Annotated in this window: 14 protein-coding genes; 5 read left to right on the plus strand and 9 right to left on the minus strand. The window is 71.9% G+C overall.

Annotation, left to right across the window (positions count from 1 at the left end; all coding sequences use genetic code 11):
• The first annotated feature begins 52 nt into the window (after positions 1-52).
• Positions 53-355 carry a hypothetical protein gene (locus tag BKI49_RS14075; RefSeq protein ID WP_095934603.1) on the plus strand — a complete coding sequence of 101 codons (303 nt, stop codon included), beginning with the start codon at positions 53-55 and terminating at the stop codon, positions 353-355.
• Positions 356-539: 184 nt separating this feature from the next.
• Here the strand turns inward: BKI49_RS14075 and BKI49_RS14080 are convergent, their stop codons facing one another.
• Complete coding sequence (locus BKI49_RS14080; protein ID WP_095934604.1) at positions 540-1,508, minus strand: GlxA family transcriptional regulator; 969 nt, start codon at positions 1,506-1,508, stop codon at positions 540-542.
• A gap of 199 nt (positions 1,509-1,707) precedes the next feature.
• Between BKI49_RS14080 and BKI49_RS14085 the strand changes: the two genes are divergently transcribed.
• Together BKI49_RS14085 and BKI49_RS14090 are read left to right on the plus strand one after the other, a co-directional pair.
• Complete coding sequence (locus BKI49_RS14085; RefSeq protein ID WP_095934605.1) at positions 1,708-2,157, plus strand: hypothetical protein; 450 nt, start codon at positions 1,708-1,710, stop codon at positions 2,155-2,157.
• A gap of 10 nt (positions 2,158-2,167) precedes the next feature.
• Entirely contained in the window at positions 2,168-2,677 is a 510-nt protein-coding gene (locus tag BKI49_RS14090; protein WP_095934606.1) for a levansucrase, read from the plus strand.
• 93 nt (positions 2,678-2,770) lie between these two features.
• On the opposite strand, the gene BKI49_RS14095 is transcribed toward BKI49_RS14090, so the two are convergent.
• The 4 genes from BKI49_RS14095 to BKI49_RS14110 form a co-directional block, all read right to left on the minus strand.
• Complete coding sequence (locus BKI49_RS14095; RefSeq protein WP_095934607.1) at positions 2,771-3,130, minus strand: VOC family protein; 360 nt, start codon at positions 3,128-3,130, stop codon at positions 2,771-2,773.
• Between the two features lie 45 nt (positions 3,131-3,175).
• On the minus strand, positions 3,176-3,649 hold the full coding sequence (locus tag BKI49_RS14100; protein ID WP_095934608.1) for a hypothetical protein: 474 nt from the start codon (positions 3,647-3,649) through the stop codon (positions 3,176-3,178).
• A 176-nt stretch (positions 3,650-3,825) separates the two neighbouring features.
• Positions 3,826-5,331 carry an MFS transporter gene (locus tag BKI49_RS14105; protein WP_095934609.1) on the minus strand — a complete coding sequence of 502 codons (1,506 nt, stop codon included), beginning with the start codon at positions 5,329-5,331 and terminating at the stop codon, positions 3,826-3,828.
• 485 nt (positions 5,332-5,816) lie between these two features.
• Positions 5,817-7,196: a DUF445 domain-containing protein gene (locus BKI49_RS14110; protein WP_095934610.1), complete on the minus strand. Its 1,380-nt coding sequence runs from the start codon at positions 7,194-7,196 to the stop codon at positions 5,817-5,819.
• A gap of 212 nt (positions 7,197-7,408) precedes the next feature.
• Here BKI49_RS14110 and BKI49_RS14115 point away from each other — a divergent pair, with 212 nt between their 5' ends.
• Positions 7,409-8,794: an SGNH/GDSL hydrolase family protein gene (locus BKI49_RS14115; RefSeq protein WP_257004784.1), complete on the plus strand. Its 1,386-nt coding sequence runs from the start codon at positions 7,409-7,411 to the stop codon at positions 8,792-8,794.
• Positions 8,795-9,094: 300 nt separating this feature from the next.
• On the opposite strand, the gene BKI49_RS14120 is transcribed toward BKI49_RS14115, so the two are convergent.
• Genes BKI49_RS14120 through BKI49_RS14135 form a run of 4 tightly spaced genes read right to left on the minus strand, consistent with a single transcriptional unit; the run spans position 9,095 to position 12,663 of the window.
• Positions 9,095-9,991 (minus strand): DUF1707 SHOCT-like domain-containing protein, encoded by an 897-nt coding sequence (locus tag BKI49_RS14120; RefSeq protein ID WP_095934611.1) that lies wholly within the window; start codon positions 9,989-9,991, stop codon positions 9,095-9,097.
• Between the two features lie 10 nt (positions 9,992-10,001).
• Positions 10,002-10,976: an ABC transporter ATP-binding protein gene (locus tag BKI49_RS14125; protein ID WP_028804770.1), complete on the minus strand. Its 975-nt coding sequence runs from the start codon at positions 10,974-10,976 to the stop codon at positions 10,002-10,004.
• Between the two features lie 3 nt (positions 10,977-10,979).
• Positions 10,980-11,837 carry an ABC transporter permease gene (locus BKI49_RS14130; protein WP_257004789.1) on the minus strand — a complete coding sequence of 286 codons (858 nt, stop codon included), beginning with the start codon at positions 11,835-11,837 and terminating at the stop codon, positions 10,980-10,982.
• 25 nt (positions 11,838-11,862) lie between these two features.
• Positions 11,863-12,663, minus strand: a complete 801-nt coding sequence (locus BKI49_RS14135) for an ABC transporter permease (RefSeq protein WP_257004785.1) — start codon at positions 12,661-12,663, stop codon at positions 11,863-11,865.
• Positions 12,664-12,887: 224 nt separating this feature from the next.
• Between BKI49_RS14135 and BKI49_RS14140 the strand changes: the two genes are divergently transcribed.
• Entirely contained in the window at positions 12,888-15,302 is a 2,415-nt protein-coding gene (locus tag BKI49_RS14140; protein ID WP_095934613.1) for a transglycosylase domain-containing protein, read from the plus strand.
• Positions 15,303-15,346 lie beyond the last annotated feature (44 nt).

The following is a 15,346-nucleotide window of genomic DNA, read 5'->3' on the forward strand; positions in this document are numbered from 1 at the left end:
GGGCCCGGGTTAGCCTCGGTTCGTTCGACTGACGCAGCAGCGGGAGGCAGTGATGGCGAAGGTACCGGCCGCGGTGGTGGCCGCGAGCGGGCTCATCGGCGGCTACGGCGTGGCGCGCTGGACCAAGAAGCGGCAGCTGGGCGGGGTCGTGCTGGCCGCCGCGGGTGCCACGGCCGCGCAGCAGTGGCGGCAGGCCGCCGGCGGGAAGGCCGCCGGTGCGCTGACCGTCGCCTACGTCGCCGCCTTCGCCGGGTCCCACCCGCTGGCCAAGAAGGTCGGCGCCTGGCCCGCCGTGTTCGGCGTCGCCGGGGCCGTGGCGCTCGCGTCCTGGGCCGTCGCCGACCGCAAGGTCTGAGAGAGGTCGGGCGGAAGCGGCCGGGCGACGCAGGCCGTCGGCCCCGGGCTCAACCCGCCTGACACCGAGCGTGGGCATGGGCTCACCCCAGCCCGCCGGGCCCAGGGGCGTGGGCGTCGACTCACCCCGCCCCGCCCCAGGGTGTGAGCGTCGACTCACCCCCCACCCCGGGGGTGACGCAGGCTCACCCCACCCTCCCCGCCCCCTCCCCCTGAAACGCCCGTCGATACGCGTGCGGGCTCGTTCCCGCCACCCGTTTGAAGCGGTCCCGGAATGCCGTCGGTGAGCCGAACCCGGCCTGGGCCGCGATGCGTTCGACCGGATATGTGGTCGTCTCCAGCAGGTACTGGGCGCGCCGCACGCGGGCCCGGTGCAGCCACTGGAGCGGCGTCGTGCCGGTCTGTTCGCGGAAGCGGCGGTTGAGGGTGCGGGTGCTCATGCCGGCGTGGCCCGCGATGTCCTCCAGGGTCAGGTCGCGGGCGGCGTTCTCCTCCAGCCAGTCCAGGAGCGGTTCCAGCGTCGTCCCCGTCGGCACGGGCGGCTGTGTGTGGACGATGAACTGGGCCTGGCCGCCCTCCCGTTCCAGTGGCATGACGCACATCCGGGCGGCGTGCGCGGCGACGGCCGAGCCGTGGTCCTTGCGGATCATGTGCAGGCACATGTCGAGGGCGGCCGCCGCGCCCGCCGAGGTGAGGAACTGGCCGTTGTCGACGTAGAGGACGTTCGGGTCGACGGTGACGGCCGGGTGCAGGGCGGCCAGGTCGGGGGCCGCGATCCAGTGGGTGGTCGCGCGCAGTCCGTCCAGCAGCCCGGTGGCGGCGAGGACGAAGGCGCCCACGCAGACCGAGGCGATGCGGGTGCCGTTCGCGGCCGCCCCGCGGAGCGCCTCCGCGACGCCCGGCGGGAGCGGGGCGGTGGGGTCGGCGACCCCCGGCAGGATGATCGTGTCCGCCTCGGCCAGGGCCCGCAGACCGTGCGGGGCGCGCAGGGTGAACGGTCCGGCGCCCACCTCTTTGCCCGCCTCGACCGCGCAGACCCGGACCCGGTACGCCTCCCGGCCGTCCGGCAGCCGGGCCCAGCCGAAGACGTCGATCGGGGCGCTGAGATCGAACGGGATGACCTGGTCCAGCGCCAGTACGGCCACGGTGTGCATGGCGAGAGCGTACGCGGACGACGGGTTCCGGTCACTTCCGCGACCTGGGTGTCCGCGCTCGGCCGTGACGGCTTTTCCGGCGTGCCCGAGGGAATCCGGCCGGGTGAGAGGCGTTCGTGAGGGCCTCTGGCGAGAATCCGTTGGGGACTGGCAGAACCGCCACTTCTGGAAGATCCTCTCCCGCCCCTACCGTCACCCCGTGACCAAGTTCCTCCTCGCCGTCCACGTCATCGCCGCGATCGTCGCCGTCGGGCCCGTGACGGTCGCCGCGAGCATGTTCCCGCCCGCCGCGCGCAGGGCCCTCGCCGCGCCGGACGACGAGCGTGCCCTCGCCACCACGCGCCTGCTGCACCGCATCTGCCAGGTGTACGCGGTCGTCGGCGTCGCCGTCCCCGTCTTCGGCTTCGCCACGGCGAGCGACATGGGTGTCCTCGGTGACACCTGGCTGATCGTCTCGATCGCGCTGACCGCGCTGGCCGCCGTGGTCCTGGGCGCGCTGGTCCTGCCCCGTCAGAGCGCGCTCGTGGAGGGCGCGGGCGACCGGCGGGCGACCGTACGGCTCGCCATGTTCACCGGGATCTTCAACCTCCTGTGGGCGACCGTCACCGTCCTGATGATCGTGCGACCGGGGTCCACCACGGGGGCTTAGGATCCCGCCCATGTACGCACAGCAGGGACAGTCGGCGCCGGGGGCCTACCTGGCCTTCGTGGAGCGCCAGTTGACGGCCGACGGATGCGCGACGCGCTGGGAGGACTGGGCCGGGGTGCCCGTCCTCGTGGGGCGGCGGGCCGACTTCAAGATGCGCTGGATGGCGACCAGGCTGCATCTGTTCACGGTGGCCGCGGCGGTCCCGGAGATAACCGTGCCCGTCGTCTCGGCCTTCACGGACCAGGTGATGAAGTACGCCAAGGACACCAAGGGCGGCCTGCCCGTGGGTATGCAGAACGGCATCGGCGCCTTCCCGCTCCTGGTCAGTGACCGGGTCGATCCGGCCGCCGTGCAGTGGGCGGAGGCGCAGCAGCGCATCAAGTTCGCCTGCATGACGCGGCCCGTGGTGGTCGACAGCGCGCGTAATTACGTGGGGATGTACCGCGGCAAGCCGGCCCTCGGCCGCGTCTACGCCTCGTACTTCATCGAGAAGGGTTCGCAGTACTTCTACGGGCAGTGACCGCGCCCCGAGGTTCCGGGGTTCCAGGCGCCCGGGATTCCGGGTGTTCGGGGTTCCGGGTACCCAGGGTTCCGGGCGTCCGGCGCGAGCGGCTCACGTCCGGTGCTCCAGCACGTTGACCACCCGCCCGTTCGGGTCCCGTACGAAGAAGCGCCGTACGCCCCACTCCTCCTCGCGCAGTTCCCGTACGACCTCGGCGCCCGAGGCGAGGACCTGCGCGTAGACCGCCTCCACGTCCTCGACCTCCACGCTCAGGTCGGGGACGACGGGGGCGGTGCGCTCCTCGGTGAAGAAGCTGATCTGGGCGGTGGGGTTGGAGGGGGAGGCCAGTGTCATGACCCAGCCCAGGTGCATGACCTCCTCGAAGCCGAGCAGGCCGTAGAAGTCCCGGCTGGTGGCCATGGCCTTCTCCGACTCGACGTGGACGTCCGGGACGATCCTGCGCACGGTCATGCGGGGCTCCTCACTTCGTGGCCGCCGGTGACGGCTCCTCGGGCGTCACGGGCGGTGGGCCAGGCTCAGTTCCTCGTTGAAGTCGTCCGCCAAGTCTGCCCTGAACTGCCGTGCCACCGCTGCCGCGACGAGCACCCCGGTCGCCATCAGCAGCGTGAAGAACGCCCACACCAGCGGCCATGCGCCCGCGAACCCGTCCGGGGGGCCGGGATGTGTGCGCAGCGACACGTACAGCAGCGTGGCCGGTCCGACCGCGACCAGCAGCAACGCCCAGGCCAGCGCGTCCCGGTGGCCGAAGTACGCGGCCAGGAGCAGCAGGACCACGGCGAGGGTCACGACGCCGGCACCGGTCACGGGGCTCGTCTCCGTGAGGGCGCCCTCCGTCGTCCGGCGGTTGCCCAGGTCCCAGGGCAGGCACAGGAGATACGCCGTGCAGGAGAGCACGGCGCCGAGCAGGCGCGTCAGCCAGCGTTCCGGCCCGGGGCTCGTTCGCAGGGGGCTCAACAGCTTCTCGGTCATGCGTACGAGGGTTCCCGTCCGCGCGGCGGGCCGACAGAGTACGCGTACTCAGGTGCCCGTACTCAGATCCGTGTGCTCGGGGACGCCTGCCGGGACCGTGCCCGGGAGCCGGGGCCGCCGCGGGCCCCGGGGACCGGGAGTTCAGCCGCGGCCCGGGGCTCGTGCGGGGCGGGCCGTCAGCTCCTCGTCGACGCGGACGACGCGGCGGCCCCCGCCGGTTCCACCGACAGCGGCGTGGCGATGTCCTCCAGCGAACGGCGCTCGGCGTTCACCGCGAGGAACGCGGCGACCAGGCCCGCCGCGCACATCAGGGCCGCGCCGATCCGGAAGGCGAGCACGGTGTCGCCGACCACCCCGGACTCCGTGAGGTCGGCGAAGACCAGCGGGCCGCTGATGCCGCCCGCGGCGGTGCCGATGGCGTAGAAGAAGGCGATGGCCATGGCGCGGGTCTCCATCGGGAAGATCTCGGAGACCGTGAGGTACGCGCTGGAGGCGCCCGCGGACGCGAAGAAGAGGACCGCGCACCAGCAGGCCGTGAGGGTCGCCGCGCTCAGCGAGCCGCGGTCGAAGAGCCAGGCCGTGCCGAACAGCAGCAAGCCCGAGAGCAGGTAGGTCGAGGAGATCATGATCCGGCGGCCCACGGTGTCGAAGAGCTTGCCGAGCAGCAGCGGGCCGAGGAAGTTGCCGGCGGCGATGACGGCGAAGTAGTAGCCGGTGCCGCCGGTGGGCACGTCGAAGAACTTGGTGAGGATGGCGCCGAAGCCGAAGGTGATCGCGTTGTAGAGGAAGGCCTGGCCGATGAAGAGGGCGAGGCTGAGGACGGCACGCTTGGGATAGTGCGCGAACACGGTCCTGGCGATGATGCCGAAGCCGATGCTCTTGCGCTGCCGGATGGTGATCTCGCCACGTGCGCGGGGCAGCGGTGCGCCCTTCTCCCGCTCGACGTCCCGTTCGACGGAGGCGACCAGCTCCTCGGCCTCCTCGCCGCGCCCATGGATGAACTGCCACCGCGGGCTCTCCGGAACATGCCGCCTGACCAGCAGGATCACCAGTCCGAGAACCACGCCGAGGCCGAAGGTGAGCCGCCAGCCGATGTTCGCGGGGAAGATGTCCGTGTTCAGCATGACGATGGACAGCAGTGCGCCGCCGATCGCGCCGAGCCAGTAGCTGCCGTTGATGATCAGGTCGACCCGGCCCCGGTACTTGGCGGGGATGAGTTCGTCGATCGCGGAGTTGATGGCGGCGTACTCGCCGCCGATGCCGAAGCCGGTGAGGAAGCGGAAAGCGAAGAACCACCAGGCGTCGACGGACAGCGCGGTCAGCGCGGTCGCGGAGAGGTAGACGGCGAGGGTGACCATGAAGAGCTTCTTGCGGCCGTAGCGGTCGGTGAGCCGGCCGAAGAAGAGGGCGCCCGCGCAGGCGCCCGCCACGTACAGGGCCGCGGCGGTGCCGGTGACCTGGGCGGAGGTGATGGCGAGGCCGCTGCCCTCCTCGGAGAGCCGTCCGGCGATGTTGCCGACGGTGGTGACCTCCAGGCCGTCCAGGATCCACACGGTTCCCAGGCCGATCACGATCATCCAGTGCCAGCGGGACCAGGGCAGCCGGTCCAGGCGGGCGGGCACGTCCGTGGTGACGGTGCCGGTGGGGGCAGGTCCGGAGGCGCCCGGGGCTGGTGCGGTCATGGCTCCCTCTTTCCTGAGCGAACCACGTCCGGGTGCCCCTGCCTCCGGCCTTCACGCCTGCGCACGGCGCAGGCGGGGCGGACGTCCGGGCCCGTACGCGGCACCGGCGGGACGGGCCTCCAGCCCTGGACGTGGCACCGGCGGGAGGGGCCTCCAGGCCTGCACCCGGCAGCGGCGGGAAGGGCCTCCATCCCTCCAGCCTGCACCGCACGCCCGGCACCCGCACCCGGCGGCGCGAGCCCAGCAGCACAGGGCTACCGGCCCGCGCCCGGCGCCCTGCACCGACGCCCAGCAGGGCAAGCCTCCAGGCCCGCACCCGGCGGCGCACACCTCCGGGCCCGCGACCGGCGCCCGTACCCGGCGGCGTCCAAGCCCGCCCCCCACACCCAAGCCCGGCGCCCGGCCCCGGGGCCCGCCCCGGCCGGCGCTCGGGCCGACGACCCCGGCCAGGGCCGACGATCGCCGCCCGGGCCGACGGCCGCCGCTCAGGCCCCCAGCGCCCGCGACACCACGTAGATCAGCAGACCCGCCAGCGAGCCCACCACCGTGCCGTTGATCCGGATGAACTGGAGGTCGCGTCCGATGTGCGCCTCGATCTTCCGGGTGGTGTGCTCGGCGTCCCAGCTCGCCACGGTGTCGGTGATCAGCGAGGTGATCTCCGTGCGGTACGTCGTCACCACGTACACCGCCGCGTCCTCCACCCAGGAGTCGACCTTCGCCTGGATCTTGGGCTCGGTGGCCATGCGGGCGCCCAGCGACAGCAGCGAGGCCCGCACGCGCAGCCGCAGCTCGCTCCGCTCGTCCTCGGCGGCGGACACGATCATGGAGCGTACGGCGGTCCAGGCGGAGGCGATGAGGTCCTGGACCTCCCCGCGGCCCAGGACCTCGCCCTTGAGCCGTTCCACGCGCGCGCGGGTGTCGGTGTCGGACTGGAGGTCGGAGGCGAAGTCGGTGAGGAAGCGGTCGAGTGCGCCGCGGGCCGGGTGCGAGGGGGCGTCGCGCATCTCGGTGACGAAGCGGAGCAGCTCCTTGTAGACCCGTTCGCCGACCCTCTTGTCGACGAACCTGGGGGTCCAGCCGGGGGCCCCGCCCTGCACGGCGTCCAGGACCTGCTCGTCGTGCAGTACCAGCCAGTCGTGGGCGCGGACGCAGATCAGGTCCACGACGCGTCTGTGGCCGCCGTCCGCGACGATCCGCTCCAGCATCTTGCCCATGCCGGGGGCGATCTCCTGGGCGTCGGCGCGGCGTGTGATGGCCTCGCCGACCACGGCCTGCACGTCGGAGTCCCGCAGGACGGCCAGCGCGCCGCGCAGCGCGGTCGCCAGTTCGGCCGTCACCCGGTCGGCGTGTTCCGGTTCGGCGAGCCAGGAGCCGAGTCTGCTGCCGATGCCGACGGCCCGCAGCCGCTGGCGGACGACCTCCTCGGACAGGAAGTTCTCGCCGACGAACTCGCCCAGGGAGACCCCGAGCTGGTCCTTCTTGGTGGGGATGATCGCGGTGTGCGGGATGGGCAGGCCGAGCGGGTGACGGAACAGGGCCGTGACCGCGAACCAGTCGGCGAGGGCGCCGACCATGCCCGCTTCGGCCGCTGCCGCCACATACCCCGCCCAGGCGCCGGCGCCCTCGTGGGACGCCCACTTGGCAAGGACGTAGACGAGCGCGACGAGCAGCAGCAGACCCGTCGCCGTGGCCTTCATGCGGCGCACTCCGCGGCGGCGCTCCTCGTCGGCGGGGCTGAAGGTGGTCATCGCCCGGCCCGGCCGCCCGGCGGTCGCCGTCGTCGCGGGGTTCACGGCGGCGGCGGACCGGGCAGGCTGCTCTGGATCGCTTGTTTCACCTGATTTCGTGCGTTCCATCCACTCCATCCGTTCTCAGTCCCTGTACACATTGTCCCTTCCTGGGCTTCTTCCTGACCGACTCCTGGAACGGACCAGGAGTTCCCGGCGTCTGTTCGGACGGGGAATCGACCAGGGGGTCCCGTAGGGGGGCGCTGTCGGTGTTCTTCCGCCCCATGACGCATCATGGGGTGATCACATCGGAGCCTCGGGCTCCCATCGTCCGAGGAGACACGCACCGCATGACCAAGCGTCACGCCGGGGGTGCGGGGCACGCTGTGGACCCACAGACGTCCGCAGTCCCCGTGAGGCACGGCGCCCTGTTGGCCGCGATCATCGCCCTGGTCGTGGTCCTTTCCGCCGGCATCTACATCGGTGTCTCGGCCGACGACGGGAGCGGCGACCAGAACAACCTCGCCGCGGGCCGTGCACCGCACAACTCGGCGGCGCCCGCCTCCACGGGCACCTGGGTCGGCGCCTGGTCGGCCTCCCCGGTGGGGGCCGAGCCCGGCACCGAGACGCACGGCATGGCGGGCCGCTCCATACGCAACGTCGTGCACGCGAGCGCCGGTGGTACGAGTGCCCGCATCACGCTTTCCAATCTCTACGGGCAGCGGCCGCTGACCCTCACGCACGTCTCGCTCGCCGTCGCCGCGACGCCGAACAACGCCGCCGCGGCGGCCGACACCATGCGCCGCCTCACCTTCGGCGGCAACCCCACGGTCGTCATCCCGGCGGGCGGGCAGGCGATGAGCGACGCGGTGCGCGTGCGCATCCCGCACGGCGCGGACGTCCTCGTCACCACGTACGCGCCGACCGAGTCCGGCCCGGTCACCTACCACCCGCACGCGCGGCAGGTCTCGTACGTCGCGGACGGCGACCGCACGGAGGACGTGACCAGCACGGCGTACACCGAACAGAGCGAGTACTGGCGGTACTTGACCGCGCTCGACGTGCTGAGCGACGAGGCGGCGGGCACCGTCGTCGTCCTCGGCGACTCGCTGACCGACGGCATCACGTCGACGGTGGGCGCCAACCACCGCTGGACCGACGTGCTTTCGGACCGGCTGCGCGCCGCGGCCGGGTCGGGCGACACGCCCCGCTACAGCGTCGTCAACCAGGGCATCAGCGGCAACCAGGTGCTCGCGGCGGGCCTCGGCCGGCCGGCGGACAACCCGAGCGGGCTGTCGCGGTTCGGGCGTGACGTCCTGGACCGCACCAATGTCAGGGCCGTCGTGATCGACCTCGGCGTCAACGACATCCTGCGCAACCCGAACCAGGTCGACCCGGCCACCGTCACCGACGGCCTGCGGAAGCTGGTGCGTCAGGCGCACGCCCGCGGACTGCGGGTCGTCGGCGCCACCCTGATGCCGTTTCAGGGTCACCGCGGCTACACCGACGCACGTGAGGCCGTGCGGCAGGCCGTCAACGCGGAGATCCGGTCGGGGAAGGTGTACGACGACGTCGTCGACTTCGACGCCGCGCTGCGCGACCCGTACAACCCGCGGCGGCTGCGGTCCGACTACGACTCGGGCGACCACCTGCACCCGAGCGACAAGGGGTACCGGAAGATGGCCGAGGTCTTCGACCTGGACGACCTGAAGGGCTCGGCCCCGGCAGAGCTGTAACGCTTCCCCACGTGCCGTCGCGGCACTCCCCCGGGGACCACGCCCCGGGGCCGGAGGGACGGGCAGGGCGGACGGACACCGGCCCCCCGGGAGCCCGAAGGGGCCCGGAGAGGGCCGGAGAGGCCCGGAGAGGCCCGACGGGGCGAGAACGGGCCGGACTCGCCGCAGGGCGCTCAGGCAGCACCCAGGGCGCCGGCAGCTCCACGGGGCGCGCCGGCCACCACAGCGCGCAGAAACGGCCCGGCTCCCGGACCGTCCGGGGCCCGCACGGCCCCAGCGGACAGCCGGCGACCGGTGCGGTCAGTAGTCCCCGTCGCGGTGCCGGTCGCGGTCCTCGCGCCGCTCCCGGTGGCGCTCGCGGCGCTCCTCCTGCCGGGCCCAGTGCCGCTCACGGCGCTCCTCGTGGCGCGCCCAGCGCTCCTCGTGGCGCTCGCGGACCAGATCGCGGGCCTCGTCGAGCGCGTCGAACATGTCGCCGAGAGCCTCCCGCCGGGAACCTCCGGCCTCCGATCCCTCCAGCTCGGCGCGGGCCGCCTTGCGGTCCAGCTTCTCCTGGCGGCGCTCCGCCTTCAGACGCTGCCGCTCGGCGCGGGTCAGCTTGCGTTCGACGCCGACACCGCCCCAGAACGCGAACCCCGTGACGATCACCCGGAGCGCTCCGGGCTCCCCGGGCCGCCCCTCCTCGCGGTGGTCGAAACCGCCCATGATGCCGATGCCGCGCACCACCACCTCGACGCCGGGCGGCACGATGACATTGACACCGCCCATGACCGCCACGCAGTTGATGACCACGTCACGGTCCGCGAAGTTCGCCTCGCGCAGGTCGATCTCGCCGCCGCCCATGAAAGCGAAGGAGTTGAAACGCTTGGGGACCGTCCAGCGGCCCCTGCGCTCGAAGCCCGACAGGATCGCGACGCCCCACGAGGACGAGCCCTCGCCGCCGACGATCCGCCCCGCCCAACTGCCCTCTCCCACAGGCTCCTTGACCATGGAGACCGGGGCCGCGGTCGCCGCGCCCGGAAGGTCGCGGGTGATCGGCGCCAGCTCCCCGTACGTACGGGCCTGGTAGGTCGCCTCCAGCCGCTCCTCGAACTCCTCCATGTCGAGACGGCCTTCCGCGAGGGCGTCCCTCAGCTGCTCGGCGACTCGTTCACGGTCGGCGTCGGAGGCTCGCAGTTCCGGCACATCGTCGGTCATGGAGGTCAGCCTACGAGACTGCCCTGCCCGCGTACATGCGGCTGATGACCGCCTCGATGTCCGGCTCCCGCACCGAGAGGTCGACCAGCGGGTACCGTGCCGCGATCCGCGCCACGAGCGGAGCGGCCGACTCGGAGGCGGGGAAGGCCAGCCACTGGCGCGGCCCCTCCACCTTCACCACCCGCGCCGGCTCCGCCTCGATCGGCGGAAGCTCCCGCTCCAGGTCCACGACCAGCGTCCGCTCGCTCTCCCCCACCTCGTGCAGCCCGGCCGGCGAGCCGTCGTACACCAGCCGGCCGTGGTCGATGACCATCACCCGCCGGCACAACTGCTCGATGTCGGTGAGGTCGTGGGTGGTCAGCAGCACGGTCGTGCCGCGTTCGGCGTTCAGGTCGCGCAGGAACTCCCGCACCCGCGCCTTGCTGATCACGTCCAGGCCGATGGTCGGCTCGTCGAGGTAGAGCACCTCGGGGTCGTGCAGCAGCGCGGCAGCGATGTCACCGCGCATCCGCTGCCCCAGGGAGAGTTGCCGTACCGGTACGTCCAACAGGTCACCGAGGTCGAGGAGTTCGACGCAGCGGTCGAGGTTCTCGCGGTAACGGCCGTCCGGGATGCGGTACATGCGGTGCATCAGCCGGTAGGAGTCGATCAGCGGGAGGTCCCACCACAGGGTCGTACGCTGCCCGAACACCACCCCGATGCGCCGCGCGAGGCGGGTGCGCTCGCGGGACGGGTCGATGCCCGCGACACGCAGCCGGCCGCCGCTCGGCGTCAGGATGCCGGTGAGCATCTTGACGGTGGTCGACTTCCCCGCCCCGTTCGGCCCGATGTAGCCGACCATCTCACCGCGCCGCACGGAGAACGAGAGCGAGTCCACGGCGCGCACCTGCCGCCGCTCGGCACGCAGGAAGCCGGTCCTTCTGCGCACCTCGAAGACCTTCTCGACACGGTCGAGAAGGATGAGGTCGGCGTCCTCGTTGTCCATGGGTCAGCTCCCTGTGCTGCGGTACGACCGAAGGCCCGCGCGCCAGGCGAGACCCGCCGGCACGCAGCAGACCGCCGCGACCAGCGGCGGTGCGAAGGCGACCCACGTCGGCAGGTCGAGCGGATAGGGCCGCCCCAGCACGTACAGCGCGGGCAGCCAGTTGACGAACGCGATCGGGAACACGAAGGTCACCCCGCGCAGCAGCTCCGTGGCGAAGACGGTGGGCGGGTACTGAAGGAGCGTGCTGCCGCCGTAGGTGAAGGAGTTCTGCACCTCGGAGGCGTCCTGGGCGACGAACTGGAACGCCGCGCCGCCCACGAACACCGCAGCGAAGATCACTCCGCCGCTGAGCAGCATCAGCGGGATCATGAGGACCTTGAGCGGTGTCCAGGACACGTCGAGCACGGCGACGGCGTACCCGAGGACCAGCAGTCCCTGGGTGATGCGGCCGAGGCGGCGCAGCGCGAAACGGTCCGCGGCGACCTGCGCGAGCACGGGAGCGGGGCGCACCAGCAGCGTGTCGAGGGTGCCGTCGCGCACCCGCCGGCCGAGCCGGTCCATCGAGCCGAACGCCAGGTCGGCGAACCCGAAGGCGGTGCCCGACACCCCGTACAGGAAGGCCACCTCGGGCAGCGAGTAGCCGCCGAGCCGGTCGACCTGCGAGAACATCAGCAGGATCGCGGCGAAGTCGAGAGCCGTCGCCGCGAAGTTGCCGAAGGCGGTCATCGCGAAGGAGGCACGGTAGGCCATCGTGGAGCGGATCCACATGGCGGCGATCATCCGGTAGGCACGCAGCCCCTCGCGGACCTGCTCGTACCTGCCCTGCGGGGCCCACACGGCGTCCGCCGGGCCTCGCTCCACGGGGCGTGTGCCGTTGCGCGCGGGGCTAACCACCCTGCACCACCACCCGTCGTGTCGCCGCGGACTGGACGAGCCGCCCGGCCGCGAGCAGCGCGGCGGCCCACGCCGCCTGGAAGAGGTAGGTGCGCGGCAGGTCGGCCGTGCCGAGCAGGACGTCCACGGGCGCCTGGATCAGCGACGACCACGGCAGGGCGCGCACCACCTCGCCGAGGACACCCGGGAACACGTTCAGCGGCAGCAGCATCCCCGAACAGAAGATGCCCGCGATCCAAGCGAGTTGGGCCACCCCGGCCCCGTCGAGGAGCCAGAAGGCGCAGAGCGCCACCAGGAAGCGCAGGGCGAAGCTGACGACCACACCGAGCGCCACCGCCACCAGGAACGCGATCCAGGCCAGCGGGTCGACGGGCAGCGCCAGGTCGAAGAAGAGCGCGCCGAACGCGAGCGGGACGACACCACGCCCCAGCAGATGGAACAGGGCACGGCCCGCGTCCTGGGCCAGCCACCACAACTGGAGGTCGGCGGGCCGGTACAGGTCGATCGCGATGTCACCCGTACGGATTCTCTCGATCAGCTCGTCCTCGAAGCCGCCGCCCATCACCGCGACGACCATCAGCAGCGCCTGGCCCAGCCACACGTAACTGAGCGCCTGCGCCTGGTCGTAGCCGCCGAGGTGCGGTCTGTCGTCCCACAACGCGATGAAGATGTACGCCAGGATCAGCCCGAAGACGGTGTTGGTGAACACCCCCGCCGCCGTGGCGATCCGGTACGTGGCGTAGCGCCGGAACCCGCCGACCGCGACGGCGGCGTACAACCGCCCTGTGCCCACGAGGAGATCCTCTCTGGTGTGCCCGAGCCCGCCGGCAGCCGCGCCGAGGCCAAAGGTCCGGAGCCTAACCGCGGGGCCGAGACACCCGCCATGCATTTTCCGGGCAGGACGCGTGCCGGGAACCGGGAACGGAATGGCGGGTGCGAAAGTCTTCAAGTGGGGGCGCACAAGGCGTACGAGGGCGTACGGCGACGTACGAAGCGAAACGGGAGTCCGGCGAACAGATGAGTGACGAGCCGCAGCCGCAGCACGGAGCGGGTCCGCAGGAAGGAGCACCGGGCGAGCCCGGCAAGAAGCAGAAGCGGGGGCGCACCGGCTGGCGCCGGCTCGTCCCGACCTGGCGGATGGTGCTCGGCACGTTCCTCGTCGCGCTGCTGCTTCTGATCGGATTCTTCGCGCTCGGCTACTACCTGGTGAAGATCCCGCCCGCGAACGCCGCGGCGACCAAGCAGAGCAACGTCTACCTGTACGCCGACGGCAGCCAGCTCGCCCGCGACGGCGAGGTCAACCGGGAGAACGTCTCACTCTCGAAGATCTCCAAGGACGCCCAGCACGCCACGCTCGCCGCCGAGGACCGGGACTTCTACGGCGAGTCGGCCGTCGACCCGCAGGCGATGCTCCGCGCCGCCTGGAACACCGCCACCGGCAAGGGCAGGCAGTCCGGCTCGACGATCACCCAGCAGTACGTGAAGAACTACTACCTGGGCCAGGAGCAGACCGTCACGCGGAAGGCGAAGGAGTTCTTCATCTCCATCAAGCTCGACCGGGAGAAGAGCAAGGACGACATCCTGGAGGGCTACCTCAACACCAGCTACTACGGCCGCAACGCGTACGGGATCCAGGCCGCCGCCCAGGCGTACTACGGCGTCGACGCCGACGAACTGACGGTCGGCCAGGGCGCCTACCTCGCCGCCCTCCTCAACGCGCCCAGCGAGTACGACGTGATCGCGCACCCCGAGAACAAGCCCGCCGCCCTCGCCCGCTGGAACTACGTCCTCGACGGCATGGTCGCCAAGAAGTGGCTCACTCCCGCGGAACGCACCGGCGTGAAGTTCCCCGCGCCCAAGCAGGCCAAGGGATCGGCCGGCATGTCCGGCCAGCGCGGCTATCTCGTGCAGGCCGTCAAGGAGTACCTCACGAGCAACAAGATCATCGATGAGGACACCCTCGCCGCCGGCGGCTACCGCATCACCACCACACTGCAGAAGCCCAAGCAGGACGCCTTCGTGAAGGCCGTCGACGACCAGGTTATGGACAAGCTCGACAAGAAAAACCGCAAGACCGACACCTACGTCCGCGCGGGCGGCGTCGCCATCGACCCCTCCAACGGCAAGGTCGTCGCCATGTACGGCGGCATCGACTACACCAAGCAGTACGTGAACAACGCGACCCGCCGCGACTACCAGGTCGGCTCCACCTTCAAGCCGTTCGTGTTCACCGCCGCCGTCGAGAACCACTCGACGACCGGCGACGGCCGCATGATCAACCCGAACACCGTCTACGACGGCACCAACAAGCGCCCCGTACGGGGCTGGAGCGGCGGCGCCTACGCCCCCGAGAACGAGGACGGCTACTCGTACGGCGACATCACCGTGCGCACCGCCACCGACCGGTCCGTGAACTCGGTGTACGCGCAGATGGCCGTCGACGTCGGCCCGGACGAGGTCGAGAAGACGGCCGTGTCCCTCGGCATCCCCTCGAACACCCCTGACCTGACCGCCTCCCCCTCCATCGCGCTCGGCCCGGCCACTGCCAGCGTCCTCGACATGGCGGAGGCCTACGCCACCCTCGCCAACCACGGCAGGCACGGCACGTACACGCTCGTCCAGAAGATCACCAAGGACGGCGCGGAGGTCGTGGACCTGCCGAGCCACGACACCCACCAGGCGGTGAGCCGCGAAGCCGCGGACACCACCACCTCCGTCCTGCGCAGCGTCGTCCAGGGCGGCACCGGCACGGCCGCACAGGCCGCGGGCCGCCCCGCGGCCGGCAAGACCGGCACCGCCGAGGAGGACCAGGCCGCCTGGTTCGCGGGCTACACCCCGGACCTCGCCACCGTGGTGTCCGTGATGGGCCAGGACCCCGACACCGGCGCCCACAAGCCGCTGTACGGCGCCCTCGGCGAGAACCGCATCAACGGCGGCGCCTACCCGGCACGGATCTGGGCGCAGTTCACCCGGACCGCGCTCCGCGGGACCCCGGTGTCGGACTTCGACCTCCAGCTCCAGCCCGGCGCCGAGCAGACGCAGACCCCGACGACCGAACCCAGCACGCCGGACACCATCGGCGGCCAGGACGACGACGGCGGCACGTCGGACGGCCAGGACATCCAGGGCCAGGACCAGGGCCAGAGCCAAGGACAGACCGAGGGCCAGACCGAGGGGCAGACGGAGGGCCAGGACCAGGGCCAGAGCCAGGGGCAGACCGAGGGCCAGACGGACGGCGGCACCACCGACGGCGGCACGACCGACGGAGGCACGTCGGACGGCGGGACCACGGACGGCGGGACCACCGACGGGGGCACCACCGACGGCACCAGCACCGGAGGGACGACGGACGGCGGCACGACCGACGGCGGCACGAACGGGACGATCGCCGGCACCAACCCCTTCGGCCGGGCCCCACACCGCCGCTCCTAGGCCCTCGGCCCGGCCGGTGACCAGGCCGGTCGATGACCGGACCG

This window comes from Streptomyces sp. Tue6028, from assembly GCF_002300165.1.
GTDB classification, from domain to species: domain Bacteria; phylum Actinomycetota; class Actinomycetes; order Streptomycetales; family Streptomycetaceae; genus Streptomyces; species Streptomyces siamensis.

Coding starts and splice junctions, on each gene's coding strand:
- BKI49_RS14075 (WP_095934603.1), top strand. CDS start 53: ATGGCGAAGGTACCGGCCGCGGTGGTGGCCGCGAGCGGGCTCATCGGC.
- BKI49_RS14080 (WP_095934604.1), bottom strand. CDS start 1,508: ATGCACACCGTGGCCGTACTGGCGCTGGACCAGGTCATCCCGTTCGAT.
- BKI49_RS14090 (WP_095934606.1), top strand. CDS start 2,168: ATGTACGCACAGCAGGGACAGTCGGCGCCGGGGGCCTACCTGGCCTTC.
- BKI49_RS14095 (WP_095934607.1), bottom strand. CDS start 3,130: ATGACCGTGCGCAGGATCGTCCCGGACGTCCACGTCGAGTCGGAGAAG.
- BKI49_RS14100 (WP_095934608.1), bottom strand. CDS start 3,649: ATGACCGAGAAGCTGTTGAGCCCCCTGCGAACGAGCCCCGGGCCGGAA.
- BKI49_RS14105 (WP_095934609.1), bottom strand. CDS start 5,331: ATGACCGCACCAGCCCCGGGCGCCTCCGGACCTGCCCCCACCGGCACC.
- BKI49_RS14110 (WP_095934610.1), bottom strand. CDS start 7,196: ATGGAGTGGATGGAACGCACGAAATCAGGTGAAACAAGCGATCCAGAG.
- BKI49_RS14115 (WP_257004784.1), top strand. CDS start 7,409: ATGACCAAGCGTCACGCCGGGGGTGCGGGGCACGCTGTGGACCCACAG.
- BKI49_RS14120 (WP_095934611.1), bottom strand. CDS start 9,991: ATGACCGACGATGTGCCGGAACTGCGAGCCTCCGACGCCGACCGTGAA.
- BKI49_RS14125 (WP_028804770.1), bottom strand. CDS start 10,976: ATGGACAACGAGGACGCCGACCTCATCCTTCTCGACCGTGTCGAGAAG.
- BKI49_RS14140 (WP_095934613.1), top strand. CDS start 12,888: ATGAGTGACGAGCCGCAGCCGCAGCACGGAGCGGGTCCGCAGGAAGGA.